Origin of the sequence: Arachnia rubra, from assembly GCF_019973735.1 — a bacterium.
GTDB classification, from domain to species: domain Bacteria; phylum Actinomycetota; class Actinomycetes; order Propionibacteriales; family Propionibacteriaceae; genus Arachnia; species Arachnia rubra.
This window is the reverse complement of the sequence record NZ_AP024463.1, coordinates 2,648,931-2,674,600: the sequence shown is the minus strand read 5'-3', so window position 1 is coordinate 2,674,600 and position 25,670 is coordinate 2,648,931. Positions and strand designations below refer to the sequence as shown.

Sequence of the window (25,670 nt, the reverse complement as noted above, 5' to 3'; positions counted from 1 at the left end):
TGACACAGAGTCATCGATGCTGGGGCGTCACACTTCCGTAAGAAAACTCCCCTGGTTCCTGTCATCGCCGCGGCGGAAGACTCTCAGGCATGAAAAGAATCCTTGCTCCCTTGGCCGTCGCCGGTGTCATCGTTCTCGCCGGATGCTCCCAGAACGCATCGTCGGATGCGATGTCGCCCGCGATGAGCCCGTCCGGGGCCATGTCGCCCTCGGCCGGAATGAGCACCTCGCCCGGTGACGCGATGATGACTCCGTCGGGGTACGTGAGCTACGAAGAGTACTCCGCCGCCATGGACAAGTACTCCAGCGTGAAAGTGGTGCTGTTCTTCAATGCCACGTGGTGCCCGGACTGTCAGGCCATCACCAAGGCGCTCACCGACGATCCCGGAAAGATACCAGCCAAGACCACCGTCGTCAGCGTCGACTACGACAGCCACACCGACCTGCGTCAGCGCTACGGGGTGACGATGCAGCACACCTTCGTCCAGGTCGATGCCCAGGGTATGGCAACCCGCACATGGGTCAGCACTTCACCGAACGCCCTGCTGAAGGAACTACAGGGTTAGAAAGATGTTCATCGCGTTCCTTTCGCTCGTCGCCGGTGTTTTGACGGTGCTGGCCCCATGCGTGTTGCCGTTCCTTCCGGTGATCGTTGGCGGCAGCCTGGGGCATGGGTCTCGTCGCCGTCCCTACCTCATCGCAGGCAGCCTGGTGGCGTCGCTGCTCGTCTTCACGCTGCTGCTGAAGGCCAGCACCGCCTTCCTCAGCATCGACCCCAGGATCTGGGCCATTGGCTCTGGGACCCTGGTGGTCCTGCTCGGCCTGGCGATGCTGTTTCCCAGGGTGTGGTCGCGGGTTGCGCAATGGACCCGGCTCGACAGCTCCCATGGCCTGCTGGACAAGGCACGCGCCCAGCGCAGCGAGACCACGGGAGCGTTGCTGACTGGTGCGGCCCTCGGCCCGGTGTTCAGCAGCTGTTCCCCGACCTACGCCTGGGTGATTGCGACGGTGCTTCCGGCCAGCCCGGTCGCGGGGATGATCTATCTCGGCATCTACTGCGTCGGCGTGGCGGGGGCGCTGCTGGCGATCTCGCTGGCTGGGCGCAAGCTCATCAACCGCCTGGGATGGGCGGGCAATCCGCGTGGCAGGTTCCAACGGGCGGTCGCGGTGCTGTTCATCGTCGTCGGGCTCCTGGTTGCGACCGGGGTGGACAAGCAGCTCCAGACGTGGGCCGCCGACAAATTCCCGTCGCTGTCGGCGTTCGAGCAGGGGTTGATCCCCTCCTCGGACGCGGTGCCTGGGGTGGCAGGCGACAGCCAGTCCCGTGCTCTCGGCAGCGCACCGGAGTTGTCCGGGATCACGCACTGGGTCAACAGCGAGCCGACCACGTTGCAGGCCCAGCGGGGAAAGGTCGTGCTGGTGGATTTCTGGACCTACAGCTGCATCAACTGCATGCGCACCCAGCCGTACCTGAACGCCTGGTACGACCGCTACCACGCGGCGGGCTTGGAGATCATCGGCGTGCACGCACCCGAGTTCGCCTTCGAGAAGGTTCCGGAGAATGTGGAACGTGCAGTCCGGGAAGCCGGCATCAGATACCCGGTGGCACTGGACAACGACTTCGCTACCTGGAAGGCCTTCAAAAACCAGTATTGGCCTGCCAAATACCTGATCGACAAGGACGGGACGGTCCGCTGGACGCACTTCGGCGAGGGCGGCTACGACCAGGCCGAGGCGCAGATCCGGGAACTCCTGGGTGAGGGCGGCGACAAAGCGGAAGTCTCCGGCGACGTCCTGCACCCCACGCCTGGGCAGTCCCCTGAGACCTATCTCGGGATGCGGCGTGCATCCGGGAACCAGATGGAGCTGGTCGGGGGTGAACATGACTACGGCCAGCCCGAGGGCCCCCAGGACACCAACCGGTGGACGCTGTCTGGGCGCTGGTCGGCCGATGAGGAGTCGGTCACCGCGCTGCAGGACGGCGCCCAGCTGCGCTATCGGTTCGCCGGAAGCGAAGTTTACCTGGTGATGGATGGGCCAGCCGGGGCGAAGGTGCGCGTCCATGTGGAGGGGATGGACTCGCCGGGCGGGGCAGATGTGCAGGGGGAGACGGTGACCCTCTCCGGCGCTCGGCTGTACCGGCTTGTCCGGTTGCCCCAGGCCACCGAGGGAGCCACTGTCACCCTGACCTTCGATGCAGGTGTGAGAGCCAATGCCTTCACCTTCGGATGAGATGGGGGACCCTGACGTCAGGGACCCCGCCGTGCCAGACAGCATCTCCTATCCTGATCGGGTGCCCAGGATCCTGATCGTCGATGACGACCCGACGGTACGCGGTGTGGTTAGCGACTACCTGCGTGCCGCTGGGCACGACGTCTCCGAAGTCGCCGACGGGCTGGCGGCTCTGGGACACGGCGATGACAAGGATCTCATCATCCTCGACCTGATGCTGCCCGGCATCGACGGGCTTGAGGTTTTCCGGCGCCTGCGGAGCCGTGGCGTTCAGGCGCCGGTGATCATGCTGACCGCCAAGGGCGCGGAGGCCGATCGGATCCTGGGACTGGAACTGGGTGCCGACGACTACCTGGCCAAGCCGTTCAGCCCTCGGGAGCTAGTGCTGCGCGTTACGGCCGTATTGCGACGCCGGCAGCCCAGCGCACCTGAGCGTGACGTCGTCACCGACGGCGACCTGACGCTCGACCTCACCGCCCAGAAGGCCTCCCTCGCCGGGGTGTCGCTGGCGCTGACGATCCGGGAGTTCGACCTCTTGGCACACCTCGTCACGCATCCCGACCAGGTCTTCTCACGCGATGAACTGATGCGCGCGGTGTGGGGCTGGGATGCCGGCGACGCGTCGACGGTGACGGTGCACGTGCGCAGGCTGCGCGGCAAGGTGGAAACCGACCCACACCATCCCAGTCGGCTGGTCACCGTCTGGGGACGCGGCTACCGCTGGGAGCCCCATGGCTGAGCATTTGCTGATAGTCGCTCTAGTGACTCTGGCGGTGGGGCTGGTGTGTGCGGCGCTGACCTCCACGGTTGCAAGACGTTCCGTGCGCTGGGCGTCGCTGCTGAGCCCTCTCGCGGTGGTGGTGACCATCGGGACCGGCCTACTGGTCGGGGTGCGGCTCATGTTGATCGAGTCCGTGGGGGTTCCGCTGCTGTTGCTGGCAGCCACCGCCCCGGCCGCGTTGCTGACTGGCGTGTTTGTGTCGCTGCGCAGCCAGCGGATGATCGCCCGTGCATCAACTGCCCTGGAGCAGGAACGCCGTCAGCGCGAGGTGGAGCAAGGCAGACGGGAGCTGATCACCTGGATGTCGCACGACCTGCGCACCCCGCTGGCCGGTATCCGCGCCATGGCGGAGGCCTTGGAGGACGGGATCGCACCGGATCCGGCCGCCTACCACCGCAGCATCATCGCCGAGACGAGACGCATCGCAGGCATGGTCGATGACGTGCTGGCACTCGCCGGGCTCCAGAGCGGGTCCCTGGAACTCGGCTCCGAGACCATCGCCATCAGCGACCTGGTCTCCGACCTCGTCGGGAGCCTCGCCCCACTGGCTGCGCAGCGCAGTGTGAACCTGACCGGGACGGCCGAGTGCGGGCCGAGTGACGTCGTCGGCGACCCCGGACTGCTGTCCAGGGCGCTGCAGAACGTCGTCGGCAACGCCATCGCCTACACGCGGCCGGGCACCGACGTGACTGTCACCGTCTCAGCCGATGCGGACACCGTGCGGGTGGAGGTCGGTGACGGCTGTGGCGGGCTCAGCGACGAGGAGCTTACGAAAGTCTTCGAGGCAGGCTGGCGTGGTGACCAAGCCCGCACCCCTGACGGGATCTCCGGTAGCGGACTCGGCCTGCCCATCGTCCGCACCATCGTCGCCGCTCACGCCGGGACCGCCGAGATCCGGAACAGGCCACCCGGTTGTGTCGTGACCATCGAACTGCCGAGGACGGCAAGTGGATAGCGCATGGCTACACTTGTGGCTATGACTATGGGGCGGATGATGCTGCTCAGGGATGTCAAGAACCGGCTTTCCGATGAGCTGTTCGGGTGTGATGGTGCGCGGGAAACTACCAGGGGCGGCCGCGCAGGTCGATCATCCCGCTGGGCCAGTCCTCAAGGGCCAGTGTGATGGGGAGGATCAGCAGCGGCGGTCCCGGTGGCTTCTCGACAACCTCCCCACTCAGCCGGTCGATGTGACGCTCGGGTGCGGCGATGCGCCGCCAGCCGCAGGACTCGTAGAAGGGGACGACATCCTCCCGGCACCCCAGGTAGCCGGCGTCAATGCCTGTCCGGCTCCGCATCGCCGCGGCGGCTGCGTCCACCAGCTGGGTCCCGAGCCCGGTGCCACGGACCTCAGGGGCGACGAGCACGCCCCCAACACCTGCGATCGTCAGTTTCCCAGCCCCGATGGCGATCCGTCGCCGCTGGAAACCGGCATGTCCGACGATTCGACTGCCCCGGCGAGCCAGGATGTGCACGTCGTGCCCGGCATAGCCGTAGGGACGCTCCGGGGTCCAGGGGCCGAAGGATGCGCGATATTCAGTGTCGAAAAGGGCAGCGAGACTCGCCAGGTCGGTGGCGGTCAGGTCGTCGTGTCCACGCATGATCACGATTCTGTCATCAGGGGACATGAGATCAGGATCCCACATTCCACCTGTGCGGATTATCCCCCGGTCTGGGGGTGAGGTGATGCCGCTGGGGCCGGGAGAGCTTCTCCTCCCGGCCCCAGCAGGTCATGAACTATGTGTTGTTGTTGACGACGAATGGCGCATTGTCGAGGGATACGACCGGGACGCCGGTAACGAGGGTGTAGCCGGGGATGCGTACCTCGACCGGGTTGGTCCCCTCCAGGCCGTCGAACACGGCATAGGCACAGCAGAAGGCTGTTTCCGCCTTCGGCTTCACCTCCGGCTGCTCGGATATGGGGGTCAGTGCCACGCCCCGTTCCTGCGACAGCAGCCGGATGCCCGACGGGACGAGCAGGCCATTGCTGCTCTTGGAGAAGGCTCCGCTCGACGTGAAGAAATCGAAGTCGGCCTTCTTGGCGGCAACCTGCAGGATCGTCGTACCCGCCAGCACCGCCACGGGGCCGATCTGGATCTGGGTGTTCCCAGTGGAGGTTGACTCGTCGGCGGCAGCTGTCAGGGCCGGCGTGATGACACCCGCCGCCGCCACGCCCGCTCCCGCTACCGAGATCGTGATGAAAGAACGCCTGTTCAGCATGGTCCTGGTCTCCTGTTCGATGTGGGTTTCAGAGTTTGGTTGCGCCGTCACGGCAGGGTCATTCCGTCGATCTTGGAGCACATGACCCCCACGGCACCCAATGACATGCATTTGTTGATCGCGTCCTGGCTAGGGCAGATGTGCCCGATGATGGGACGCCCATAGCCTTTGGCGGTCTCCCACGTGGATTCCTGGGCCTCCCACGTCACCCCGATCAGGTCCCAGTGCGTGGCCTGTTCCTTGGCCTCGCTTTTGAGGGCATCGCTTTCTGCGTAGAAGAAACCCCAGGTCTTGAAGCCGGCTGCGCGCCAGATATCTGCCAGCCATGTGGCATCAGCGGAGTACTTCAGGATGGTGTGCTGGGGATCGAGCCAGGGCAGATAGGTGTCGGAGGCTTGGGCGCTACGCTTCGGGTCGACGAACAGCACGTGATCTGAGCCATAGGCGGCGATCAGGTCCTGCAGCCGGATGAACGGCTGGCCCTTCGTCTTGTACTGGCGCACCTGCTCCCAGGTCATCTGGGTGACGGGAGTGTCGGGGGCCGACGGGTCGACACCCTTCAGGTTTTCGTTGTGCACACCCACGGGTACGCCGTCGGAGGTCAGGGAGAAGCTGAACTCCAGCGCGGGTATGCCCCGGTTGGCTGACTCGTTATAGGCCAGCAGGCTCATCTCCGGCCAGTCGGCTGAGCCGCCTCGGTGGGCGATCATGAAGCCGTTCTTCCGCGCCAGCAGCTCATCGACGGTCACGCCTTGGGCTGTCGGTGCAATCTGGGTTTCGCTGGCTACCCCGTCAAAGCCCATCACCTGGACATCCACAGTGCCGGTAGCCTCGGAGGGCTGTGCATTCTGGTTGACTGTCACGTGCAATGACTCCTATTCGTTTTAATTGGCTAGGCCGATTAATCGCGGGGGAGTGACCGCGCAAGGCGCAGGGACGACGAACAAACACTCGTCGCGATGAATGTGATTGTCGAACTGCCTCAAACGCAGTCGGTACAACAAGAGCTCAACCCACGACCGGCCCCAAGCCGGCGGTTATCGGGCAAGTACCTCACCTTCAGGTACATCCTCAACGTACCCCACGATGGGGTCAACGCAACCCCTCCGGGCCCTCCCAGGCTGGCCGTCCGTATGGAGGGCAGGCGGTGGCAGCATATCTGCCGGTGGGGTCTGTCAGCTCTTGTGAAGTATGAGCACCGATGTGAATGCGCCGGCGGTGGCCAAGACCCCGGCCGCGACCAGGGCAGCCAGATGGAACCCGGACAGAAAATCGCGCCCAGCCACCAGCGCACCCAGGAGAGCAACCCCTAGGACGCTGCCGGTTTGCCTGGCGGCGTTGGATGCCCCTCCGGCCAGACCTGCGAAGGCGGCCGGGGCCCCGGTGATGGCTGCGGAGGTCGCCGCGGGCACTGCGAAAGCCACCCCGCATCCGGCAATGAACGTCAGGACAGCGACTGCCGGATAGGGTGTCCGCTCATCCACCAAGGCCAGGGACGCGAACCCGGCCGCCCCCGCTGCCAGGCCCAGGAGCATAGCGATGGACGGACCGATCCTAGCCGCGGCCCTTCCGCCAAGGGGCGCCGCGACCACCGCGCTGCATGCCTGCGGCGCCAGGGCCAGTCCCGCCAGCCAGGGTGGGTAGCCGAGGTGCTGCTGGAAGAACAGCGAGAGCACGAAGAGCTGCCCGAAGAACCCCAGGTTCAGCGCGAACCCGGCCAGCACAGGCAGCCCGAAGCCAGCGGTGGTGAACAGGCTCAACGGCAGCATCGGGGCCGGGTGGTGTTTCTCGACGAGCGCAAAACCGGCCAGGAGCAGCACCCCGGCGACGAGCAGCAGCGCCTGAGCGGGTCGCAGGCCTTCCTCACCGGCGGTGATGATCCCGGCAGCCAGCGTCCCCAACCCTGCTATCGCTAATATCTGCCCAGCGTGATCCACCGGGCCGCGGGGGAGAGTTGTCGAGGCGGCAGGGAGCCTACTAAGAGCAAGATGACAGGTGACGGCAATCACCGGCAGGTTCACCCAGAACACCGCTCGCCAGCCCGCTGTCTCCACCAGCATCCCGCCCAGCACCGGACCGACGGCCGCCGCAATCCCACCGGCGCCGCCCCAGAGTCCGATGGTCCTGGATCTTTCACCGGGGCCGGAATGGGTCTCGGTGATGAGCGCCAGCGACCCAGGCACGATCGCCGCGGCGCCGACGCCCTGCACCGCTCGCGCGGCGATGAGCACCCCGATTGAGGGAGCCAGCGCGCATCCGGCCGACAAGACCGCGAACAGCAGCAACCCAGCGACGTAGACCCTGCGCGCTCCCATACGATCGCATGCCGAGCCCGCGCCCAGCAGCAAAGCTGCAAATACGATCGTATAGGCGTCGGCTACCCACTGCAGCTCCGCCACCTGGGCGCCAAGATCGGCTCCGATCCGCGGCAGCGCGACATTGACGATCGTCGTGTCCAGCATGACGACGAAATACCCCAGCAGCACCGCTGCCAGAGCTCCCCGGGCTGGTCTTGTGTCCATGCGGGCATCCCTTTCCTCGGCTGCCAGGTGTCGCCTCGATGCTCGCACGTGGAATGTTCGGTGCAGGCCGAACGAAGCCGGAGCCAGAATGGAGAAGATGAGAGCCCGCACATTCCCTGAACCGGTACCCGACATCTCCACGGCCGCGGCGGTGCTGGCCGACTCGTCGCGGGCGGCCATGTGCGCCGCGCTGATGGATGGGCGAGCCTGGACGGCCGGTGAACTGGGGAGGTACTGCGGCCTGGCCCGCTCCACAGCGAGCGAACACGCCAACCTGCTCGTCGCCCGTGGCTTCGCCGAGGAGATCCGCCAGGGACGTCACCGCTACCTGCGCCTAGCGGGGGAATGCATCGCGCGCATCATCGAGGACCTCGCCGTCGTCTCTGGCACCACCGTCGCGACCCCGCCCAGCCTCGGTGCCCACCGCGCGGGGGATCGCCTGCGTGCCGGTCGCACCTGCTACCGGCACCTTGCCGGACGTCTCGGCGTCGGTCTCGCCGCGCAGCTTCAGCACTGCGGCCTGATGGATGACGACTTCCAGCCCACCTCCGGCGGACTGGATCTTCTCGCCAGCTGGGGAATCCCGGAGACCACCCGGGGCGCCGCCTGCCTGGACGCCACCGAGCGTCGCTTCCACCTCGCAGGACCGCTTGGCGTCAGCATCTGCCAGGCGTTCTTCGCGCAGGGCTGGGTTGAACGCATCGCCGACACCCGCGCCGTCCGTCTCACCCCAGGCGGTGTTGTAGGCCTGGCCGGGGCCGGGATCAGCCTGCGCCTACCCTGCGGTCCCGGGCTTCCGGAGGGTGCGGGGCAGCACCACGCTCTCGACCATGTTCAAGATGATCAGCGCGACAGCCAGCAGGGCGACCGAGTAGATCGCCGCGACCTGCGTCGACAGGAAGAACAGGATCAGGACCGCAGCCGCCGCTGACAGCCGCGGCACCGCGAGGGTCTGGAAGAGCCGCCACCGGGTGAAGGCGAAAGTGACCAGGTAAAGCATCGTGCCGCCGAACAGCAGGATCGCGTTGTCCACCTGCAGCGGCTCCCCGGGATCGGCAACAGCCTGGCCGATGCCCGCAGCGATGGCGACGATCCCGGCGGCGAGCGCCAGGTGCCCGTACGACAGCACCGGCCTGATCAGCTCGATGCGGTTCTCGCTCTCCTCCAGGACGCTCTGGAGGGTGGTGGGACCGAAGAGGAAATAGCCCCACCACAGCCCGCACAGGACCGTGATTCCGTATCGGTCATTCGGTGTGTATCCGTCTTGGTGTATCTGTTGTGCCGGGTGGGGGGAGTCAGCGGTCGAGGAAGGCCATGTGCTCGGGGTTGTAGCGGTCGCCCCGGATCCCGATGCGCTCAGCTAGGCCGTTGAGATCAGCCACCTCGTCGGCTGACAGCGCCACCTGCGTGGCGGCCATATTCTCCCGGATCCGTGATACCCGGCGGGTGCCGGGGATCGGGACGACCCACGGGTGCTGGGCTAGCAGCCACGCTAGGGCCACCTGACCCGGCGTCACGTCCTTCGCCGCGGCTAGCGCGCGCACCTGCTCGACGAGAACCTGGTTCGCGGAGAGGTTCTCCTCGTTGAACCGGGGCACGCGGGTGCGGATGTCCCCGTCGGAGAAGGCGGTGGAGGTGTCGATGGTCCCAGTCAGGAAACCCTTGCCGAGCGGGCTGAACGGCACGAACCCGATCCCGAGCTCCGCCAGCGTCGGCAGGACCTCCGCCTCCGGGTCGCGCGTCCACAGCGAGTACTCGCTCTGCACCGCGGTCACGGGGAACACCTCGTGGGCGCGGCGGATGGTTTTCGCGGAGGCCTCGGACAGCCCGAAGTGACGCACCTTGCCTTCCGCCACGAGGTCACCGACGGTGCCCGCCACCTCCTCGATCGGCACGCTGGGATCGACCCGGTGTTGATAGAACAGGTCGATGACGTCAGTGCGCAGCCGTCGCAGTGACTCCTCCGCGACGCGCCGGATCTGCTCCGGGCGGCTGTCAAGGCCCACTATTGATCCGTCGCGGATGTCCCAGCCGAACTTGGTCGCGATGATGACCGCGTCGCGCAGCGGTTCAAGGGCCTGGCCGACGAGCTCCTCGTTGACGTAGGGGCCGTAGACCTCGGCGGTGTCGAAGAACGTGACGCCCTCGTCGACGGCGTCACGCAGCACGGCGATCATGTCGTCGCGGCTGCCGGGGTTCGGTCCGTAGCTCTGCGACATCCCCATGCAGCCGAGGCCGATCGCCGAGACCTGGAGTCCCTGGCCGAGAGAACGAGCGTGCATGCTGGCTCCTTTCACGGGGTGTTAGAAAGCTGTCAGGTCCAGGGCGATGCGGCCTCGCAACCCACCGGTCTCCAGCAGCTCGTGGGCGCGGGCAGCGTCGCGGGCTGGGACGACCTCACCGAGCCGCGCGGTCAGCACCCCCTGGTCGAAAAGGTCGCGCAGGGCCGCGATCGCGGCGTGGTCGGTGGCACGCTGGCGCACATTGAGGCCCTTGACCGCGATGCCGCGGCCGGTCTCGTCCGTCGAGGGGCGAAGCGCCGCGTACTGGCCGCCGTCACGGACCGCATCAGCGACCGCAACCCCGATGTTCGCGGTGTCCACCACAGCATCGACGCCATCCGGCAGCTGTGCCTTGACGGCCTGTGCCAGGTCTGCGTCACGCGGCACGAACCACGCCGCGCCGAGGTCGCGCACCAGCTTCTCGTTCCCGGCACTGGCTTGGGCCACGACCCGCAGGCCCGCATGCGCGGCCAGCTGGACGAGATACCCGCCGACCGCACCAGCGGCACCGGTCACCAGCAGCGTCGCCCCGGCCGGCAGGTCCAGCGCATCCAAGGCATTGCGGGCGGTCAGGGGATTGAGCACAGTGGTGGCCGCCTCGGGCATCGACAGCCCGGCGGGGGCGCGCACCACCGACTCCGCCGGCAGTGCGAGCAGCTCGCTGTAGCCGCCATGCGCGCCCTTGAAGTCGACGAAGGCGGCCACGGGGGTACCCGCGGAAAGCTCACCGTCGCTGACCCCAATCCCGAGCACCTCCACCGTCCCGGCGATCTCCATCCCGGGGACGAAGGGCGGCTGCTGTCTCTCGTACAGAGCCGCGAGCAGGCCGGAGCGGGCCATCGCGTCGACGGGGGCGACTCCCGCGGCCGCGACGCGGACCAGTACCTCGCCGGCGCCCGGTGTGGGGTCCGGGAGGTTGACGGGGTGGAGCACCTGGGGAGCCCCATAAGTGTCGAAACCGATGGCATGCATGCCTGAATCCTCCTAGCTGACAGGTGTGGGGTCGAAGAGAGCCGCCGGAAGCGGCCCCCGGCGGACTGCCGTCAGGGCTTGAGCATCACCTTCAGGGCTTTGCGGGAGTCCATCAGCTCGTAACCCTTGGGGGCCTCGTCGAGCGGCAGGGTGACGTCGAACAGCTGTCCTGGGTTGATCAGGCCGGAGGTGACGTCCTTCAATCCCTGTTCCAGATAGGCGCGCACCGGGGCCGGCCCGCCGGTCAGGGTGATGTTGCGGCCGAAGAGGCTCATGAAACCGACCGGCGCGTCCTCATACTGCGGGACCCCGACCCGGCTGATGACCCCACCAGAGCGCACCACCCCATAGGACTGCTCATAGGCGGCCATGTGGCCGACGGCCTCCAGGACGACGTGGGTGCCTTGCCTGTCGGTCATGCTTCGTACCTTCTCAACGCCCTCCTGACCGCGCTCAGCGACCACGTCGGTGGCACCGAAGTCGCGGCCCAGGTCGGTGCGGTCGGTGTGACGGCCCATCAGGATGATCCGGTCGGCACCCATCCGGGAGGCGGCCAGCACCGCGGACAGCCCCACTGCGCCGTCGCCGATCACCGTCACCGACTTGCCCGGCTCCACCTTGCCCATGAAGGCGGCGTGGTAGCCGGTTAAGTACACGTCGGACAGCGCCAGATAGGACTTCAGGATCGCCTCATCCTCGGTGGCGGGCGCGACGACGAGGGTGCCGTCGGCCTGTGGTACGCGCACCACCTCGGACTGGCAGGTGCTGAAATACCCTCCGTGCGGACAGGCGGTCTGGAAGCCGTCCAGGCAGATGTCGCAGGTGTTGTCGGAGAAGGCGAATGGTGCGATCACCAGGTCGCCCGGGGTGACGGTGGAGACCAGGTCGCCGGTCTGCTCCACCACGCCGATCATCTCGTGACCCATGGTGGTGCCGTCGCTGGAGGCCGCCATTGAGTGGTAAGGGTGCAGGTCGGAACCGCAGATACAGGTGCGCACGACGCGCACGATTGCATCGGTGTCCTCCTCGATGGCTGGGGCGGGACGATCCTCAACGCGGACGTCGCCGGCGCCGTACATGACGGTTGCACGCATGAGTGTGCTCCTTTGGAAGACGTTTGGGATTGTGGCCAGTATTTATTTCTGGTCCGGTAACAGCAAGCATCGAACCTAGGAGCGTCTTTCCCTGGCAGTGACACGGCATGGAGCCGGTTCTTCTGGAATAGTCACAGCCATGGCTTCATCAACCGTCCTCGGTGACTTCCTGCGGGCGCGGCGAGCTGGCCTGACACCCGAGGCCGTGGGGATAACGACGTCGTTCGGTATGCGCCGGGTGCCGGGCCAGCCACGAGGTCGCGCCGCGCACCTGGGGAGTTAAGGTGCTGCATCCCCCGCTGGTCGGGGATCTCGAACTTGAATGGTCGGCGCTGACGTGGAACGCCGACCCGGACATGCAGGTCGTCGCCTGGACCGCGGTCCCTGGGACGGCCTCCTATCAGCGGCTCGTCCGGTTGCGCGCCCTCACCGCTCCCAAGAACTCCTAGGACTCCTTGGGTCTTTTTGCTGTTGCTGACGCCGCAGCGCGGGCGGACAGCGTCACGAAGACGGCGGCGATTCCCAGGAGCAGCGCGATGACCAACAACAGGATGGTGAAACTCAGCCCGGCGGTGGCCAGGACCGGACCAAGGCTGGCACCGATGAACAGGACGAAGCCGTTGATAGCCATGCCGCTTCCACGCCGGGGCGCGGCGGCCTGCCCGAACAGCGCGATCATGGCCGGTACAGCCAGGGCGATGCCAGTCACGAAGACCAGGCTGGCGAGCCCTAGGCCGATCATCGATTCTGGAGCCAGGGCCTCTGCGACCAATCCGAGACCAGCGACCAGGAAACCCGTCCGTGTAAGGCCCGTGCTGCCACCCAGTCTGCGGGTCAGGGGCCCCGCGGCCAGCGCGACAAACATGCCCGGCAGGCCGGCCAGTCGCAGTGCAAACACCGTTCCCGGATCGTGCCCGAGAGCAGTCAGATGCATGCCGAGACCGGTATACATGGCGACAAAAGACAACAGGAGCGTGAGGTGCGCGGCGCACAGGAACAGCACATCGCCCCTGGAAAAGAGCTGGACGATGGTGAGGAACTGCTGGCCGAGCCCACCGGGAGACGGCGCGCGGCCAGGCTCACGCACCAGCAGGGCGATCGACAGCATGCACAGCGCAAGCAGACAGGCGCTGCCGAAGAACACCCAACTCCATCCGAACCGCTCAGCCACAGCCTGCGCCCCTATCTGCCCGACGATCCCAGCGACGAGGAAAGCGGTGGACATCGCTCCGATCGCCGTCGCTCGGTGCTTGGGAGTCACGGCCTCGCTGAGGTAGGCCAGCCCGACGGGGGGAAGGCTGGAGGCCATCAACCCCTGTGCGCCGCGCAGCACGGCAAGCAGCGGAAGCGAGCTGGCCAGTCCGCATCCGAACGTCGTGACCACCAGGCAGGCCAGTCCGGTGATCATGACCCGTCTGCGACCATACCGGTCTGCTATTGGCCCCCAGAGGAGGAAGCCGAGGGCATAGCACAGTCCATAGGCTGTGGAGAGCGCGAACGTCGCACTGCCACCCAGGGCAGTGCCGACTGGCACCAGTAGCGGGATCGCCGCGTAGAGCTGCGACAACACCGCCAACGCTGTGATGACCAGCACTGAGACCCCACCTACACTGGCTGGGAAAGTCTCCTCCTGGCCGGGCTGGTCTCCTCCCGTCCTTGCCACGGGGGTGCTTTCGGGATCCGGCGTCATATACCTTCCTTCCCAACGTGATCGTTGGAAAAGAGGGTAGTGCGATGCGGCGCCGAAATCCAACCAAATCGTTGGAATTTGAGCAATGAACGGGAATGAGCGATGGCCTGGGACACTGAGGCGACGAAACGCCGCATCTTGGAGGCGGCCACGAGTGAGTTCGCGGCCCATGGCCCAGACGGCACCACCATCGAGCGGATCGCCAAGGCGGCGGGAGTCAACAAGGAGCGCGTCTACAACTACTTCGGCGGCAAGCGCGAGCTGTTCTCCCGGGTCCTGCGTGAGGAACTCGCCAAGGTGGCGCAGGCCCTGCCCGTCGAATCTTTCGCCAAAGAGGACATCGGCGACTATGCGGGACAGGTCTATGACTACCATCTGGAGCACCCGGAGCTCGGGCGGCTGCTGCGCTGGGAGGGACTCATCTTCGACGCCGAGGAGGTGCCCGACGAGGAACAGCGGCGCGAGCACTACAGCTACAAGACGGCGGCTGTCCTTGATGGCCAGCGGGGGAAGGTGATCACCGGTGACTTTGATGCCGATCACATCGTCTTCTTGGTGTTGTCGCTGGCCAGCTGGTGGTCATCAGTGCCGCAGGTCGCGCGTATGCTGACCGGGCCAGCCACCGAGGCCGAGCATGCCCGGCGCCGGGAGTCGGTGGTGAGGGCTGCCCGCAGGCTTGCCCTGTAGGGGTGGGGCCGGCAGAGGCAATCCTGGAGAGGAAAACCACTGGCGCGAAGTTATTTCGCGTGACGCTCTAGGATGGATCCCGGATGTCGTCGGGTAGAAAGACGAGTGCGTTTGAGTCTCTTCAACGGCAAGATGGTAGCCATGCCGGGCTTTCTTGATAATGAGCGCCGCCAGATTCTCACGTTCTGGCGGCTGCTTGAGCTCTTCAGCCCGCAGCCGATGCCACGCCTCTTCTCGCTCGCTGACGGGGACGGGAAAGAGCAGGTGATCGAGTGGGTGCCTTCCAGCCCGCTACCGTGGGACGTGCTCCAGACCCCGGAGAATGAGCAGGAGGAGACGCCGAAGGCCTGGCGGCACCTCGTCTTCCTCGGGGTGTACCGGCTCAAGGACACCTACGAGTGGCTCCGCAGGGTGTCCAAAGAGGAGCCTGCGCACGCGGGACTACCCACGGGAGACGGTGCCTGCGTTTTCTTGGTGCTGGACGAGAACGGGCGGATCATCCCCGGGTCCGCGGTGTTGTCGGCGGCGCTCTGGGCGATCGGGAGGGTTGCCCACGGAGAGGACCCCGGTCCCGGGTGGATCGATGAATTCGCCTCCGCGCAGACCCGGCTGGATGAGATGATCGGCTCCTTCGAGAGGGCGCGGCGTGCAAGCGTCGAGGAGGAGCTTCCGCCGCCCCAGGACGCCGACTCCCTGAAGGAGCTGCTGCGCATCGTTGAGAAGACCTGGGGTATCGAGGGCGCCCGTGAGCTGTCCATGGACCGGATCCTCTTGAAGAGCCAGCTGACTGACATCCCCCAGGGCGGTGAGATCGCGGAACCGCACTTTCCCGGCAGTCCCTTCCAGGAGGAGCTGGACATCGTCATTGCAGCCCTGCAGGAGGAGGGCGAGGTGGGAGCGGCGCTGCGTGCCTACCTCACCAAGGACCAGGAGCTGGCCGAGACCAGCCGGATCGACATCGTCGCCGAACCGGAGGCAGTGGACGCCCTGACCTCACCGGAGCGGCTTCCCCGCGGCCGCTGGCCCCGCGACCCGTCACATTCCCCGACCCTGAGGCAGCAGTTCGTCATCAACCGGGCCCTTGACGACCTGGCGCCCACGAGAGGGCTGCTGGGGATCAACGTCACGTCCGGGCCCGGCCGGACCGTCGTGCTGCGCGACATCCTGGCGGGCAATGTCGTGGAGCGTGCGCGCCGGCTGGCCGGGTTGTCGCATCCGACGGAGGCCTTCACCCCTGAGGAGCACAGCTGGAAGGATGCGAAGGGGTTCCAGCGGGTGATGCCGCAGCTCCGTGACGAGTTCTGTGGGTTCGAGATGGTGGTGGTCGCGGGCAGCGACGCGGCCGCCGGTGAGATCGCGGCGGACCTCTTGAGCCGCGAGTCCATTGGCCAGCCGTGGCGGGAATCCGCGGACTATTTCGCCGACATCGCCACTGCTGTCCTGGGGGAGGGGGCGCAGGATGGCTCGCAGGAACCACCCGCCGAGAAGCCGACGCAGGACGGGGCGGCCCCCAGCGCGGCCTGGGGAATGGTCGCAGCCAGGTTCGGCGACGCGAATGCTAGGGAGGCATTCGGCGCCGAGTTCTGGTTAGACACAACAGACCCGGACACCGGGGAGACCACCTCGGTCAGGATGCTGGGCAAGCTGAGGAACTGGCGCGACGGCAAGGCGTCCCACCGGAGCTGGTGGATGGCCCGGCACGAATTCCAGCAGGCTGAGAAGAAGGTGACCAAACTCATCCAGACCCGGCTCGACGCCCGCCAGGCGATGCTGACCCAACGCGACCTGATCGAGCGGGAACGCATCCTCCAGGACCGCACGCCGGTGGTTGAGGCGGAGCTTTCTGCTGTCGAGTCCGAGATGCTGGCGAACACCGAGGCGGAGCGGGCCGCCAAGCAGCGGGTCGAGGACATGACCACCCAGCACTACAAGACACTGGCCTTCAAACCGGGCGCGACGGAGTTTCTCTTCACCCTGGGAGGTTCTGCCCGGGAATGGCGCAGGCAGCATGACGCGGCGACTGGGAATCTGCAGCAGGCCGAGCAGGAATACCAGCGGATGATCGACCAGGGTGAGGAGCTCCGGGGGCGTTTTGAGAAACTCCGGATGGAGCAGGTGGAGATGGCCCCGGAGCTGGAGAGCATAGGGGCCGAGCTGGATCAGCTGAGTCGTGAGATCAGGGCGGACAAGAACCGGCTCGGCGACAATTATCCCGATGAGCACTGGGTGGGGGAAAGGCGCGAACTCCACGCCCCCTGGCTCGATGCGGAGCTGGAGGCTGCGCGCTCGGAGCTGTTCCTGGCGGCCTTGAACTTGCATGAGGCTCTCCTGGCGGGGACCGCCGTCCGTATGGTCGGCGCGCTCGGCACCGCCATCGACGTCATCACGGGAAAAGCCCCGGAGGATCTGGGCCTGGAGAAGATCCGAGCGGCGTGGCAGCTGTTCTTCCTGGCGGTCCCAGTGGTCACCACGGGCATCGAACTGTTTGGCGGGATGTTCGGCAGCTTGGGTCCTGAGGCCATTGGGTGGGCGATCGCCGACGAGGCCGAGCAGGTCGCCCCGCAGCGTGCGCTGGAGATCATCCACAGCGCCCAGCGGGTGATCGCTATTGGGGATTCGACGCGCTTCCGGGTGGCTGCGATCCCGGACAAAGTGCTCTCCAGCATCGCCGCCGCCTGCGGGGTCAGCGCCACCTGGATTCCGCCCAGAGCCTCAATGCAGACCCTCGCGGACCGGCTCGCGAGGTTCGGCACCACAATCGACCGAGGCGATGAGAGGGTGTGGGTGAGCACACCCGTCACCCGGGAGACCACCGACGGCTAGGTCACAGGAGTTCAGGAGGACAGCATGACGTTTGTGAACATCACAGCCCTGAGGATTCCCGAGGGTGCGGGACCTGAGGTCGAAAGGCGATTCGCAGCCCGCAGACGGGCCGTCGACTCAGCCGATGGTTTTGAGGGATTCGAACTGCTACGTCCCCAATTCGGCGAGGAGCGCTATTTCGTCGTCACCCGCTGGGCCTCCCGCGAGAACTACGACGCGTGGGTGGCCGCCCGCGACACCAGCGCCCACACATCCGACGAACGCCGCGGGATGTCCATCGAGCTACTGGGCTTCGAGGTCGTCCAGCACGACGAGTGAGCTGTTGGGGTTTCGCTCGCTGCCCACTGGCAACTGCTCAGTAGACTGCCGCGTGGTTGCGAAGTGAACTAAGGCGGTTTCCAGAATGATGCAGGCGGGGCGGGAACGACTCGAGGCGGATGTGTCGGTGCGTCTTGGGAGCGGGATCAAGCGGGTCGAGCAAGTTCTCATGGCGGAGAAGGCGCGAGCTCTACGTGACTTCGATCTGACGGTTCCGCAGTACGCCACGCTCCTGGCATTGAGCTATGTTCCTGGGCAGTCGGCCGCGCAGCTGGCCCGTGCGGCGCTGGTTTCGCCTCAGACCATGGCGACGATCCTGAATAATCTTGAGGCCAAGAAGCTGATCACCCGGGATGTCTCCTCGCTGCACGCCAGGGTCCTCGTCTGTGAGCTCACTGATGCGGGCCGGGAACTCGCCGCCAAGGCGGACCGGGTGGCGCGTGCCATCGAGGATGACCTCCGCGCGGCTTTCACACCTGCCGAGTTCGATCGTTTCCGTGAGTATCTTTCCCGCGCTGAGGAGCATATTCGCAGCCGTAGCGCGTAGCGGGACAAGCACTGGCTGGCCCGGCAGCTGGGCTCGCCGGCCGGCAGCTCCCCGATCTGTATTTGCCGATTTCCCGGACCTCTATCGCCGAGGATGACTGACTCCTGACCTATATCAGAGTTCTGTTTTTCAGTAGAATCCTGATATACATGAGAGTGCTTACTAGATCCGATCCTGCAAGGAGAAACCCATGCATGCTCTCGTCGTCGCCCGTCATGATCGTTTTGCCGGCCTTGAGTGCTCCGAGGTCCCAGATCCACGTCCTGAGCCGGGGGAGATCAGCATCGATGTGCAGGTTGCCGGAGTGGGCCTGATCGATGCCCTCTGGACCACCGGCGCGATGCCATCCCTCCCCAGCTTCATCCCCGGGCTGGAGGTCTCCGGGGTCGTCCGGGAACTCGGTGAGGATGTCACCGGGTTCACACTCGGGCAGCGGGTGGTGGCGATTCTCCCCGCCGCTGGCGGATTCGCTGAGATCGTCTGTGCTCCTGCCGCGCTCGTGGCCGCGATCCCGGATGGTGTGGACACCGACGTGGCCGCGGTGGTCCCGATCAACACAGTGACTGCCCACCTCGCGTTGACCACCGTCGCCCGCTTCACACCTGGCGAGAGCCTCCTCGTGCACGCGGGTGTGGGAGGGCTGGGCTCCCAGTTCGCCCAGGTGGCCAAAGCGCTTGGAGCCGGCCGCATCGACGCTGTCGTCGGCACCGCTGCCAAGCAGGAGACAGCTGCCGCCCTCGGCTACGACCACGCCTATCTGCGCAGCGACCTGACTGCGGTGCCGGAGGACACCTACGACATCGTGGTGGACCCGGTCGGTGGTGAGGCCACGCGGACGGCTTTTGGTCTCATGCGCAGTGGCGGACGGCTGCTCCGCGTGGGCAACGCCTCCCAGGCTCCCGACGTTCCGGTCAGCTCCATCGACCATTGGCTGCAGAACAAGACCACCGCCGGCTTCAACGTTGGTGCCTGGCTTGCAGCCCACCCCAAGGCCGGCACCGACTCCCTCGCCTGGGCGCTCACCGCTGTGGCGCGCGGCGACATCCGGGTTGACCTGACCGAGACCGCGGAGTTTCCCAGAGTCACGGACCTGCTCGCCGCACTCGAACAGGGGAGGACCACCGGGAAGGTCGCGATCCGCATCCGGGGCTGAAAAAACCGGCGAAATGACGCCATGCGGTACTAAAATCCCCTGCGGAGGCTTTACCGACACAGGTGTGAGAAAACTGATCCCATGGCGACGAACTGGCTCCGGCCGCCGGCCACCGGGAATCACCCCGGCCCCAGGGCACTGGGAGGGTGCCTGGGTGAGCTCAGCGTGGCCGATGGGCCGCTGATCCGCGCTCAGTGGTGGCTGGCCACCCCGAGAACTGGACTGGACGACGTTACGGGCTGGTTCTCCACCGCGGAGTGGCAGCGGCTGGCCAGGCTGCGCAGACCTGACGACCGCCTGGCACAGACCCTGGCGCATCTGGTGGCGAAATCGCTGATCGCTGATGCCCCGGCGACCTCGGCGAACGCTGTGCCCGTGATCAGCCATGACGACGCCGGACGACCCATCAGCCCCACTGGGGACTGCATCTCCCTGTCGCATTCCCGCCGCAGCGTGGCTGCCGCGGTGGCTGCCGCAGGCCGCGGGGCGGTGGGAATCGACGTCGAGGACAACGCGCGCGCCAGCGAACTCAGCGCGGTCAAGGCGATACTGTGCCATCCCGCGGAGAACTGGGCGCAGCGCCCCGACGAGCTGCTGCGCCTGTGGGTCGCGAAGGAGGCCCTCGTCAAAACCGGGGCGATCACCCTGGACCGGATGAGACAAGTCTGCCTGCCCGGCCTGGCCGGACCCGGAGGGACCCTGGGGGAGTCCTGGGAGTACCGCCCCGCCGGTCCCGACACACCAGCCTGGTGGACCTGCGAGTGGGATCAGTGCCGGATCCTGGCCTGGCGGGACCGGGACTGCACCGGTGCCCTGGCGACACGGCGCCAGCGGCCCTGACCAGGGGGAGCCGCCTACTTCGCCAGACGCTCGGCGACGTAGTCGATGTCCTTGTCGCCGCGGCCTGAGAGGTTGACGACGATTACTTCGTCGGGGCTCATCGTAGGGGCCAGGTGGATGGCGTGGGCCAGCGCATGCGACGACTCCAGCGCCGGAATGATGCCCTCGGTGCGGCACAGCAGCTGGAAGGCCGCGAGGGTCTCGTCGTCCGAGGCGTGCACGTAGTCGACGCGACCCATATCCCGCAGGAAGGCGTGTTGCGGGCCAACCCCGGGATAGTCCAGGCCCGAAGCGATGGAGTGCACTGCCGCCGGGTTGCCGTCCTGGTCCTGTAGCAGCAGCGTCCGCATGCCGTGCAGCATCCCGGGGGAGCCGAGCGTGATCGTCGCGGCATGCTCACCGAGCACGCCCAGGTCCCGTCCCGAGGGCTCGACGCCGAACATCCTCACCGACTCGTCCTCCAGGAAGCCAGTGAACAGTCCCAGCGCGTTCGACCCGCCGCCGACGCACGCCACCAGCGCATCCGGCAGACGGTTCTCCTTCTCCAGGATCTGGCGCTTGGCCTCACGCCCCACGATCGACTGGAAGTCGCGCACCATCGACGGGTAGGGGTCCGGGCCGACGACGGACCCGATAGCGAAGAACGTATCTGCGTAGTCGTTGGCGAACACCCCGAAGGCCGAGTCGACGGCGTCCTTGAGGGCCTGTCCGCCCGAGGTCACCGAGACCACCTTCGCGCCCAGCAGCTCCATCCGCACCACATTGGGGTGCTGCTTGGCCACGTCGATGGCGCCCATGTGGATCTCACACTCCAGCCCGAGCAGCGCGGCCGCCGTCGCAAGCGCCACACCGTGCTGTCCCGCGCCGGTCTCCGCGATCAGCTTCCTCTTGCCCATCCGCTTGGCCAGCAGGCCCTCGCCCAGGCAGTGGTTGATCTTGTGGGCGCCGGTGTGGTTGAGGTCCTCGCGCTTCAGATAGATCTTCGCGCCACCGAGATGCTTCGTCAGCCCGGCTGCCAGGAACAGCGGCGACGGGCGGCCGACATAGTCGGCAAGCAGCGCCTCATAGTCGGCCTGGAACTGGGGGTCCTGCCGGGCCTCAGCGTAGGCGGCTGCCACCTCGGCGATGGGGGCCTCAAGCTGCGGGGGCAGGAAACGACCACCGTGTTCCCCGAAGAAACCGGCCTGGTCGGCGTGGATCAGCGAAGTCATGGCTCCAGATGCTACCGCCGGTCGTTGTCCCCCCGCTCATCGCCGCTATCGGCTGGTTCCTGGGGGTCGTCGCCGTCCTCGTCGTAGAAGCCGGGCGCGTCATAGATCAGGCCTGCGCCGTCGACAGCCTCCCGGAGCTCGCGTGGCGCGATGGCGTGGGCGATGTGGTAGACGGCCACCGTCACGATGGTGCCCAGCGCGATACCGCCCAGGGTGAGGTTCGGGCCGATCGGCAGCTTCACGTCGCCGATGCCGATGATGATGCCCGCCGCGGCCGGGATCAGATTGATCGGATTGCCGAAGTCGACGTGGTTCTCCTTCCAGATCTTCGCTCCGAGCAGGCCGATCATGCCGTACAGCACGACGCAGATGCCGCCCAGCACCGCGCCCGGGGTGGCGGAGATCACCGCGCCGAACTTCGGCGACAGGCCAAACCCGATGGCGACCAGCGCAGCCACCACGTAGGCGGCCGTCGAGTAGACGCGCGTGGCGGCCATCACACCGATGTTCTCCGCATAGGTGGTGGTGGGGCCGGCGCCGACGAGGGTCGCGAGCATCGAGCCGCCACCGTCGGCGGCGATGGCGCGTCCCATCAGCGGATCGAGGTTCTCGCCCGTCATCTCCGCGACCGCCTTGACGTGCCCGGTGTTCTCAGCGATCAGCGCGATCACCACCGGCAGGGCGATGACGATGGCGCCGAGCGAGAACTGCGGCAGGTGGAAGCCGACGACGTTGCCGGTGCCGCCGAACTGCCAGCTGGCCAGGTCGGTGACCGGCGGCAGCCCGAACCAGTCCGCGGAGGTCACGGCCGACCAGTCGACGCGCAGCTTCTCAGTGACGGTGCCGTCGGCGGCGGCGTTCTGGACGGGCCCGAAGACCAGGTCGAAGACCCAGCTCAGGATGTAGCCGGTCACCAGCGACAAGAAGATCGCGATCCGCCCGGGGAAGCCACGCAGCCCGACGCTTAACGTGATCACGATCAGCATGACGATGAACGCCAGCCATGGGTCCTGCGGCCAGTACGTCCCCGCGACCACCGGGGCCAGGTTGAAGCCGATCAGCATCACGACGGCCCCGGTCACTACCGGCGGCAGCGCCCGGTGGATCACCCGGGCCCCCGCGAAGTGGATGATCAACCCCACCATGAACAGGGTCAGGCCGACCACGAAGAGTGCGCCCGTCAAGGTCGCGGGGTTGCCGCCGGCCGCGTAGATCGCGGTCGCGACCCCCACGAACGAGGCCGAGGAGCCTAGGTAGCTGGGTACGCGGTGTTTCACGACGAACAGGAACACCAGCGTCGCGATGCCGCTCATCATCACCGCGAGCTGCGGATTGAGCCCCATCAGCAGGGGGAACACGAACGTGGCGCCGAACATCGCGACCACGTGCTGGGCGCCGAGCCCGATCGTTCGTCCCCAGCTGAGTCGTTCGGTCGGGGCCACCACGGCCCCGGGAGCAAGGATTCCGTTGTTGTGCAACTTCCAGCCGAACATGGCCCAGTCCTTTCGTCGCGGGCATGTTACTGCCGTTGCCGGGTCCAGGCACAGATGACATGAGTGAACCGTGATGTCCTGCGAGCCGGCTCCGGGCCCCGGATAGGGTTGGGTCATGGTGCTGGATGTGGTTGTGATCGGGGCCAGCGTCGCGGGTCTGACCGCTGCCAGACGCCTGGCCACAGAGGGCTTCTCCGTCGCTGTGCTCGACCCTAACCCGGAGCTTGTCACCGCAGCCATCGGGCATGGTGTCGCAGCCTGCGCGCATGCCAGCACGGTCGCGACCATGGCCGGGGCCTACGGGGACGGTGCGGCCCACGAGCATGTCAGGCGCAATCTCGCGGGACTCGAGGAGATCCGTGGAGTGGCGGCTGCAGGTGCCCTGGAGCTGACCGAGGTGGAGTTGCACGACCACTCCCTCGGCGTTGCCCTGGACCGGGAGCTTCGGCGGGTGCAGCAGCTCATCGCTGGCGGCGGGGCGGAGGTCTCGCTGCTGACGCCCGAGCTGAGTTCCAGGGCCTGCGCGGGGTTGCGTTCAGCAGCTCTCCTGGTCGATCCCGGCGACTACGCCCAGACCCTGGAGGCGCAGACCGCGTCCACCGGGGCGAGAATCCTCCACGACGTCACCGTCACCCGCATCAGGCGCGGTGACGGGGCAACCGAGGTGGCGTTCCGATGGAACCTGGCCTGGTCGCGGGACCTGGAGGTGATGACCGCGCACGCCGTCGTCGACACCCTCGGGGTGAGTCCCTGGGGGGCGGTGGCCGGCATCGGGCAGCCGCAGTACGTGCCGGCCCTGCGGTTGCGGGGCGTCGCGGTTCCCAGGGAGGTGACGCTGCTCGCGGGCCCGCCGGTCTGGCTGATCCGGCCCATCGGCGGCGAGGTGTTGCTGCTCGGCTCCAAATGCGCTCGCATCCAGGTCCAGGATGCCGCCGTGGCGCTGTCCAACTGGGCTGCCACCGAGTTTGGGGCCACAGACTCGACGCCCGGGCAGCTCATCATCGATCCCAGTGACCACGGCCGCCCCGTCGTCGGCGCCTCCGCCATTCCCGGCGGGTTCTACACCCGCGGCAACGGCCGCGGTGAGCTGATGAATGGCACCGCGTCGGGCTGCTACCTGGCGGCCCTGCTGCTGGGCACCGGCGCTGCCCGCGGCGTGTCGCTGCCCTGGGCCTCGAAGCTGCGCGCTGGGGCCGGACGCCTGCTGAAACGCCGCCGCCCCGCCGGCTGATGTTCTGGGCGAAATGCCCGGCATCTGGTCCAGGAAAGTTCCTGGTCGCCGCAAGGCCGCTATTGTCCTAGCCGAGATAATCGGCTCGCGACCTGAGGAGAACCATGAACCAACCCGAGTCCGCTGTGCCCTCCAACGCCTGGCGGTCGCTGTGGGCCATGGTGGCGGGGTTCTTCATGATTCTCGTCGACAGCACGATCGTCACGGTCGCGACTCCGACGATCATGACTGAGCTGGGCGCGGACGTCGCCGCCGTGGTGTGGGTCTCCAGCGCCTACCTGCTGGCCTATGCGGTGCCGCTGCTGATCACTGGGCGGCTCGGCGACCGGTTCGGGCCCAAGCAGATCTACCTACTCGGGCTCATCGTCTTCACCCTCGCCTCGCTGGCCTGCGGCCTGACCAACACCGTCGAGATGCTGGTCATGGCCCGGGTGGTGCAGGGCCTGGGCGCTTCTCTGATGACCCCGCAGACCATGGCCGTGATCACTCGGCTGTTCCCACCCCACCAGCGCGGCAAGGCGATGGCGATCTGGGGGGCGACCGCGGGCCTGGCGATGCTCGTCGGCCCGTTGCTGGGCGGCCTGCTGATCGGGATGCTCGGGTGGGAGTGGATCTTCTTCATCAACGTGCCGATCGGTGTGGTCGGCTACATCGCGGCCGCCCGGCTGGTCCCGGACCTGGAGAAGAACCGGCACCGGTTCGACTGGCTCGGGGTCGTGCTCTCCGGCGCGGGGCTGTTCTGCATCGTGTTCAGCCTCCAGGAGGCGACCAGCCACGACTGGGGCGTGATCTACGGGCCCATCAGCGTGACGTCGCTGCTGATCACGGGGGTGCTACTGCTCGTGGTGTTCGTCCTGTGGCAGTGGCGCAATCCGGATGAGCCGCTGATGCCCCTGGCACTGTTCAAGGACCGCAACTTCTCCGTCGCCAACCTGGCCATCGCCCTGGTCGGCCTGACCTCCGTCGCCACCCCGTACCCGCTGATGATGTGGGCTCAGCAGGCTCGCGGCCTGACCCCCCTGGCCGCGGCCCTGATGAACGCCCCGGCGGCTGTGGTCACCCTGGTGGTGTCGAACTGGACCGGACGGCTGGTCAACCAGGTGCATCCGCGCTATCTCACCGTCACCGGCGCCCTGGTGTGGTCGGGGTCGCTCCTGGCGACCGCGCACTTCCTCGACATGACCACACCCGTGTGGGTGCCGATCGCCACGATGACCCTCACCGGCGCGGCAGGCAGCCTGGTGTTCAGCCCCTTGTCGTCGTCGGCGACCGCGAACCTGCCACCGATGCGCGCCGGCGCGGGCTCCGGGGTCTACAACTCAACCCGGCAGGTGGGCTCGGTGCTCGGCAGCGCGCTGATCGCGACGGTGATGAGCGCACTGCTGCTGACGCACGTCGGCTCGGAGCCAGGACAGGAAGAGGCGATCCCGGAGACGGCCCGGGAGGGAATCGCCGCCGCCATGTCGACCACCCTGCTGCTGCCCGCGGCCTCGATTTTCCTCGTCGCGGTCATCGCCTGCTTCCTGGAACGGCCACAGCACCAGCGTCTGGCCCTGGAAGCCCGCAAGAAAGCGTGA

Annotated in this window: 25 protein-coding genes; 14 read left to right on the top strand and 11 right to left on the bottom strand. The window is 66.9% G+C overall.

Translation table 11 applies throughout. From position 1 onward, the window contains the following. Nucleotides 1-89 precede the first annotated feature (89 nt). The 4 genes from SK1NUM_RS12195 to SK1NUM_RS12180 all read left to right on the top strand — a co-directional run bounded on the left by SK1NUM_RS12195 (nucleotide 90) and on the right by SK1NUM_RS12180 (nucleotide 3,968). Nucleotides 90-566 (top strand): thioredoxin domain-containing protein, encoded by a 477-nt coding sequence (locus tag SK1NUM_RS12195; protein ID WP_212322355.1) that lies wholly within the window; start codon nucleotides 90-92, stop codon nucleotides 564-566. Between the two features lie 4 nt (nucleotides 567-570). Continuing rightward, nucleotides 571-2,232: a cytochrome c biogenesis protein DipZ gene (locus SK1NUM_RS12190; RefSeq protein WP_212322354.1), complete on the top strand. Its 1,662-nt coding sequence runs from the start codon at nucleotides 571-573 to the stop codon at nucleotides 2,230-2,232. 61 nt (nucleotides 2,233-2,293) lie between these two features. Beyond that, a complete protein-coding gene (locus SK1NUM_RS12185) occupies nucleotides 2,294-2,971 on the top strand; it encodes a response regulator transcription factor (RefSeq protein ID WP_223927563.1) in 678 nt (225 codons plus the stop codon). Further along, nucleotides 2,964-3,968: a sensor histidine kinase gene (locus SK1NUM_RS12180; RefSeq protein WP_212322353.1), complete on the top strand. Its 1,005-nt coding sequence runs from the start codon at nucleotides 2,964-2,966 to the stop codon at nucleotides 3,966-3,968. The genes SK1NUM_RS12185 and SK1NUM_RS12180 overlap by 8 nt, the downstream gene beginning before the upstream one ends. A gap of 106 nt (nucleotides 3,969-4,074) precedes the next feature. Here the strand turns inward: SK1NUM_RS12180 and SK1NUM_RS12175 are convergent, their stop codons facing one another. From SK1NUM_RS12175 to SK1NUM_RS12135, 8 genes are all read right to left on the bottom strand, one after another. Then, complete coding sequence (locus tag SK1NUM_RS12175; RefSeq protein ID WP_212322352.1) at nucleotides 4,075-4,611, bottom strand: GNAT family N-acetyltransferase; 537 nt, start codon at nucleotides 4,609-4,611, stop codon at nucleotides 4,075-4,077. Between the two features lie 136 nt (nucleotides 4,612-4,747). Continuing rightward, a complete protein-coding gene (locus SK1NUM_RS12170; protein WP_212322351.1) occupies nucleotides 4,748-5,230 on the bottom strand; it encodes a hypothetical protein in 483 nt (160 codons plus the stop codon). Nucleotides 5,231-5,277: 47 nt separating this feature from the next. Next, nucleotides 5,278-6,093 (bottom strand): glycerophosphodiester phosphodiesterase family protein, encoded by an 816-nt coding sequence (locus tag SK1NUM_RS12165; protein WP_212322349.1) that lies wholly within the window; start codon nucleotides 6,091-6,093, stop codon nucleotides 5,278-5,280. A gap of 312 nt (nucleotides 6,094-6,405) precedes the next feature. Continuing rightward, complete coding sequence (locus SK1NUM_RS12160) at nucleotides 6,406-7,752, bottom strand: MFS transporter (RefSeq protein ID WP_212322346.1); 1,347 nt, start codon at nucleotides 7,750-7,752, stop codon at nucleotides 6,406-6,408. Nucleotides 7,753-8,527: 775 nt separating this feature from the next. Next, nucleotides 8,528-8,968 carry a low temperature requirement protein A gene (locus SK1NUM_RS12150; RefSeq protein ID WP_244980236.1) on the bottom strand — a complete coding sequence of 147 codons (441 nt, stop codon included), beginning with the start codon at nucleotides 8,966-8,968 and terminating at the stop codon, nucleotides 8,528-8,530. Nucleotides 8,969-9,047: 79 nt separating this feature from the next. Further along, the gene (locus tag SK1NUM_RS12145) at nucleotides 9,048-10,034 is read right to left on the bottom strand and encodes an aldo/keto reductase (RefSeq protein ID WP_212322343.1); all 987 of its coding nucleotides are present in this window, start codon (nucleotides 10,032-10,034) and stop codon (nucleotides 9,048-9,050) included. A gap of 21 nt (nucleotides 10,035-10,055) precedes the next feature. Continuing rightward, nucleotides 10,056-11,006, bottom strand: coding sequence for an NADP-dependent oxidoreductase (locus SK1NUM_RS12140; RefSeq protein ID WP_212322342.1), 951 nt, complete (start codon nucleotides 11,004-11,006; stop codon nucleotides 10,056-10,058). Between the two features lie 71 nt (nucleotides 11,007-11,077). Continuing rightward, the gene (locus SK1NUM_RS12135; protein WP_212322341.1) at nucleotides 11,078-12,100 is read right to left on the bottom strand and encodes a zinc-binding dehydrogenase; all 1,023 of its coding nucleotides are present in this window, start codon (nucleotides 12,098-12,100) and stop codon (nucleotides 11,078-11,080) included. A gap of 139 nt (nucleotides 12,101-12,239) precedes the next feature. Here SK1NUM_RS12135 and SK1NUM_RS12130 point away from each other — a divergent pair, with 139 nt between their 5' ends. After that, entirely contained in the window at nucleotides 12,240-12,383 is a 144-nt protein-coding gene (locus SK1NUM_RS12130) for a hypothetical protein (RefSeq protein ID WP_212322340.1), read from the top strand. A 1-nt stretch (nucleotide 12,384) separates the two neighbouring features. Continuing rightward, the gene (locus tag SK1NUM_RS12125; protein WP_212327785.1) at nucleotides 12,385-12,549 is read left to right on the top strand and encodes an MmyB family transcriptional regulator; all 165 of its coding nucleotides are present in this window, start codon (nucleotides 12,385-12,387) and stop codon (nucleotides 12,547-12,549) included. Here SK1NUM_RS12125 and SK1NUM_RS12120 read toward each other — a convergent pair. Continuing rightward, entirely contained in the window at nucleotides 12,546-13,790 is a 1,245-nt protein-coding gene (locus SK1NUM_RS12120; RefSeq protein ID WP_212322339.1) for an MFS transporter, read from the bottom strand. The two genes, SK1NUM_RS12125 and SK1NUM_RS12120, sit on opposite strands and share 4 nt — an antisense overlap. Nucleotides 13,791-13,892: 102 nt before the next feature. Here SK1NUM_RS12120 and SK1NUM_RS12115 point away from each other — a divergent pair, with 102 nt between their 5' ends. The 6 genes from SK1NUM_RS12115 to SK1NUM_RS12090 all read left to right on the top strand — a co-directional run bounded on the left by SK1NUM_RS12115 (nucleotide 13,893) and on the right by SK1NUM_RS12090 (nucleotide 20,158). Next, complete coding sequence (locus SK1NUM_RS12115; protein ID WP_212322338.1) at nucleotides 13,893-14,477, top strand: TetR family transcriptional regulator; 585 nt, start codon at nucleotides 13,893-13,895, stop codon at nucleotides 14,475-14,477. A 141-nt stretch (nucleotides 14,478-14,618) separates the two neighbouring features. Then, on the top strand, nucleotides 14,619-17,300 hold the full coding sequence (locus tag SK1NUM_RS12110; protein ID WP_223927561.1) for a hypothetical protein: 2,682 nt from the start codon (nucleotides 14,619-14,621) through the stop codon (nucleotides 17,298-17,300). Between the two features lie 24 nt (nucleotides 17,301-17,324). After that, a complete protein-coding gene (locus SK1NUM_RS12105) occupies nucleotides 17,325-17,618 on the top strand; it encodes an antibiotic biosynthesis monooxygenase family protein (RefSeq protein ID WP_212322334.1) in 294 nt (97 codons plus the stop codon). An 85-nt stretch (nucleotides 17,619-17,703) separates the two neighbouring features. Continuing rightward, on the top strand, nucleotides 17,704-18,165 hold the full coding sequence (locus tag SK1NUM_RS12100) for a MarR family winged helix-turn-helix transcriptional regulator (protein ID WP_212322332.1): 462 nt from the start codon (nucleotides 17,704-17,706) through the stop codon (nucleotides 18,163-18,165). A gap of 190 nt (nucleotides 18,166-18,355) precedes the next feature. Continuing rightward, nucleotides 18,356-19,318 carry a zinc-binding dehydrogenase gene (locus tag SK1NUM_RS12095; protein WP_212322330.1) on the top strand — a complete coding sequence of 321 codons (963 nt, stop codon included), beginning with the start codon at nucleotides 18,356-18,358 and terminating at the stop codon, nucleotides 19,316-19,318. Nucleotides 19,319-19,399: 81 nt separating this feature from the next. After that, entirely contained in the window at nucleotides 19,400-20,158 is a 759-nt protein-coding gene (locus SK1NUM_RS12090) for a 4'-phosphopantetheinyl transferase family protein (protein ID WP_212322328.1), read from the top strand. A 14-nt stretch (nucleotides 20,159-20,172) separates the two neighbouring features. Here the strand turns inward: SK1NUM_RS12090 and trpB are convergent, their stop codons facing one another. Together trpB and SK1NUM_RS12080 are read right to left on the bottom strand one after the other, a co-directional pair. Next, entirely contained in the window at nucleotides 20,173-21,369 is a 1,197-nt protein-coding gene (trpB, locus tag SK1NUM_RS12085; RefSeq protein WP_212322326.1) for a tryptophan synthase subunit beta, read from the bottom strand. Nucleotides 21,370-21,380: 11 nt separating this feature from the next. Then, complete coding sequence (locus SK1NUM_RS12080; protein WP_212322323.1) at nucleotides 21,381-22,862, bottom strand: uracil-xanthine permease family protein; 1,482 nt, start codon at nucleotides 22,860-22,862, stop codon at nucleotides 21,381-21,383. Between the two features lie 115 nt (nucleotides 22,863-22,977). On the opposite strand from SK1NUM_RS12080, the gene SK1NUM_RS12075 reads away from it, so the two are divergent. Both SK1NUM_RS12075 and SK1NUM_RS12070 read left to right on the top strand, forming a co-directional pair. Next, complete coding sequence (locus tag SK1NUM_RS12075; RefSeq protein WP_212322321.1) at nucleotides 22,978-24,093, top strand: FAD-dependent oxidoreductase; 1,116 nt, start codon at nucleotides 22,978-22,980, stop codon at nucleotides 24,091-24,093. A 104-nt stretch (nucleotides 24,094-24,197) separates the two neighbouring features. Further along, on the top strand, nucleotides 24,198-25,670 hold the full coding sequence (locus tag SK1NUM_RS12070; protein WP_212322319.1) for a DHA2 family efflux MFS transporter permease subunit: 1,473 nt from the start codon (nucleotides 24,198-24,200) through the stop codon (nucleotides 25,668-25,670).

Excerpts from the sequence above, each read along its gene's own strand:
- SK1NUM_RS12195 (WP_212322355.1), top strand. The coding sequence starts at position 90 with ATGAAAAGAATCCTTGCTCCCTTGGCCGTCGCCGGTGTCATCGTTCTC.
- SK1NUM_RS12190 (WP_212322354.1), top strand. The coding sequence starts at position 571 with ATGTTCATCGCGTTCCTTTCGCTCGTCGCCGGTGTTTTGACGGTGCTG.
- SK1NUM_RS12180 (WP_212322353.1), top strand. The coding sequence starts at position 2,964 with ATGGCTGAGCATTTGCTGATAGTCGCTCTAGTGACTCTGGCGGTGGGG.
- SK1NUM_RS12175 (WP_212322352.1), bottom strand. The coding sequence starts at position 4,611 with ATGCGTGGACACGACGACCTGACCGCCACCGACCTGGCGAGTCTCGCT.
- SK1NUM_RS12170 (WP_212322351.1), bottom strand. The coding sequence starts at position 5,230 with ATGCTGAACAGGCGTTCTTTCATCACGATCTCGGTAGCGGGAGCGGGC.
- SK1NUM_RS12160 (WP_212322346.1), bottom strand. The coding sequence starts at position 7,752 with ATGGACACAAGACCAGCCCGGGGAGCTCTGGCAGCGGTGCTGCTGGGG.
- SK1NUM_RS12145 (WP_212322343.1), bottom strand. The coding sequence starts at position 10,034 with ATGCACGCTCGTTCTCTCGGCCAGGGACTCCAGGTCTCGGCGATCGGC.
- SK1NUM_RS12140 (WP_212322342.1), bottom strand. The coding sequence starts at position 11,006 with ATGCATGCCATCGGTTTCGACACTTATGGGGCTCCCCAGGTGCTCCAC.
- SK1NUM_RS12135 (WP_212322341.1), bottom strand. The coding sequence starts at position 12,100 with ATGCGTGCAACCGTCATGTACGGCGCCGGCGACGTCCGCGTTGAGGAT.
- SK1NUM_RS12130 (WP_212322340.1), top strand. The coding sequence starts at position 12,240 with ATGGCTTCATCAACCGTCCTCGGTGACTTCCTGCGGGCGCGGCGAGCT.
- SK1NUM_RS12120 (WP_212322339.1), bottom strand. The coding sequence starts at position 13,790 with ATGACGCCGGATCCCGAAAGCACCCCCGTGGCAAGGACGGGAGGAGAC.
- SK1NUM_RS12115 (WP_212322338.1), top strand. The coding sequence starts at position 13,893 with ATGGCCTGGGACACTGAGGCGACGAAACGCCGCATCTTGGAGGCGGCC.
- SK1NUM_RS12110 (WP_223927561.1), top strand. The coding sequence starts at position 14,619 with ATGCCGGGCTTTCTTGATAATGAGCGCCGCCAGATTCTCACGTTCTGG.
- SK1NUM_RS12105 (WP_212322334.1), top strand. The coding sequence starts at position 17,325 with ATGACGTTTGTGAACATCACAGCCCTGAGGATTCCCGAGGGTGCGGGA.
- SK1NUM_RS12100 (WP_212322332.1), top strand. The coding sequence starts at position 17,704 with ATGATGCAGGCGGGGCGGGAACGACTCGAGGCGGATGTGTCGGTGCGT.
- SK1NUM_RS12095 (WP_212322330.1), top strand. The coding sequence starts at position 18,356 with ATGCATGCTCTCGTCGTCGCCCGTCATGATCGTTTTGCCGGCCTTGAG.
- SK1NUM_RS12090 (WP_212322328.1), top strand. The coding sequence starts at position 19,400 with ATGGCGACGAACTGGCTCCGGCCGCCGGCCACCGGGAATCACCCCGGC.
- trpB (WP_212322326.1), bottom strand. The coding sequence starts at position 21,369 with ATGACTTCGCTGATCCACGCCGACCAGGCCGGTTTCTTCGGGGAACAC.
- SK1NUM_RS12080 (WP_212322323.1), bottom strand. The coding sequence starts at position 22,862 with ATGTTCGGCTGGAAGTTGCACAACAACGGAATCCTTGCTCCCGGGGCC.
- SK1NUM_RS12075 (WP_212322321.1), top strand. The coding sequence starts at position 22,978 with ATGGTGCTGGATGTGGTTGTGATCGGGGCCAGCGTCGCGGGTCTGACC.
- SK1NUM_RS12070 (WP_212322319.1), top strand. The coding sequence starts at position 24,198 with ATGAACCAACCCGAGTCCGCTGTGCCCTCCAACGCCTGGCGGTCGCTG.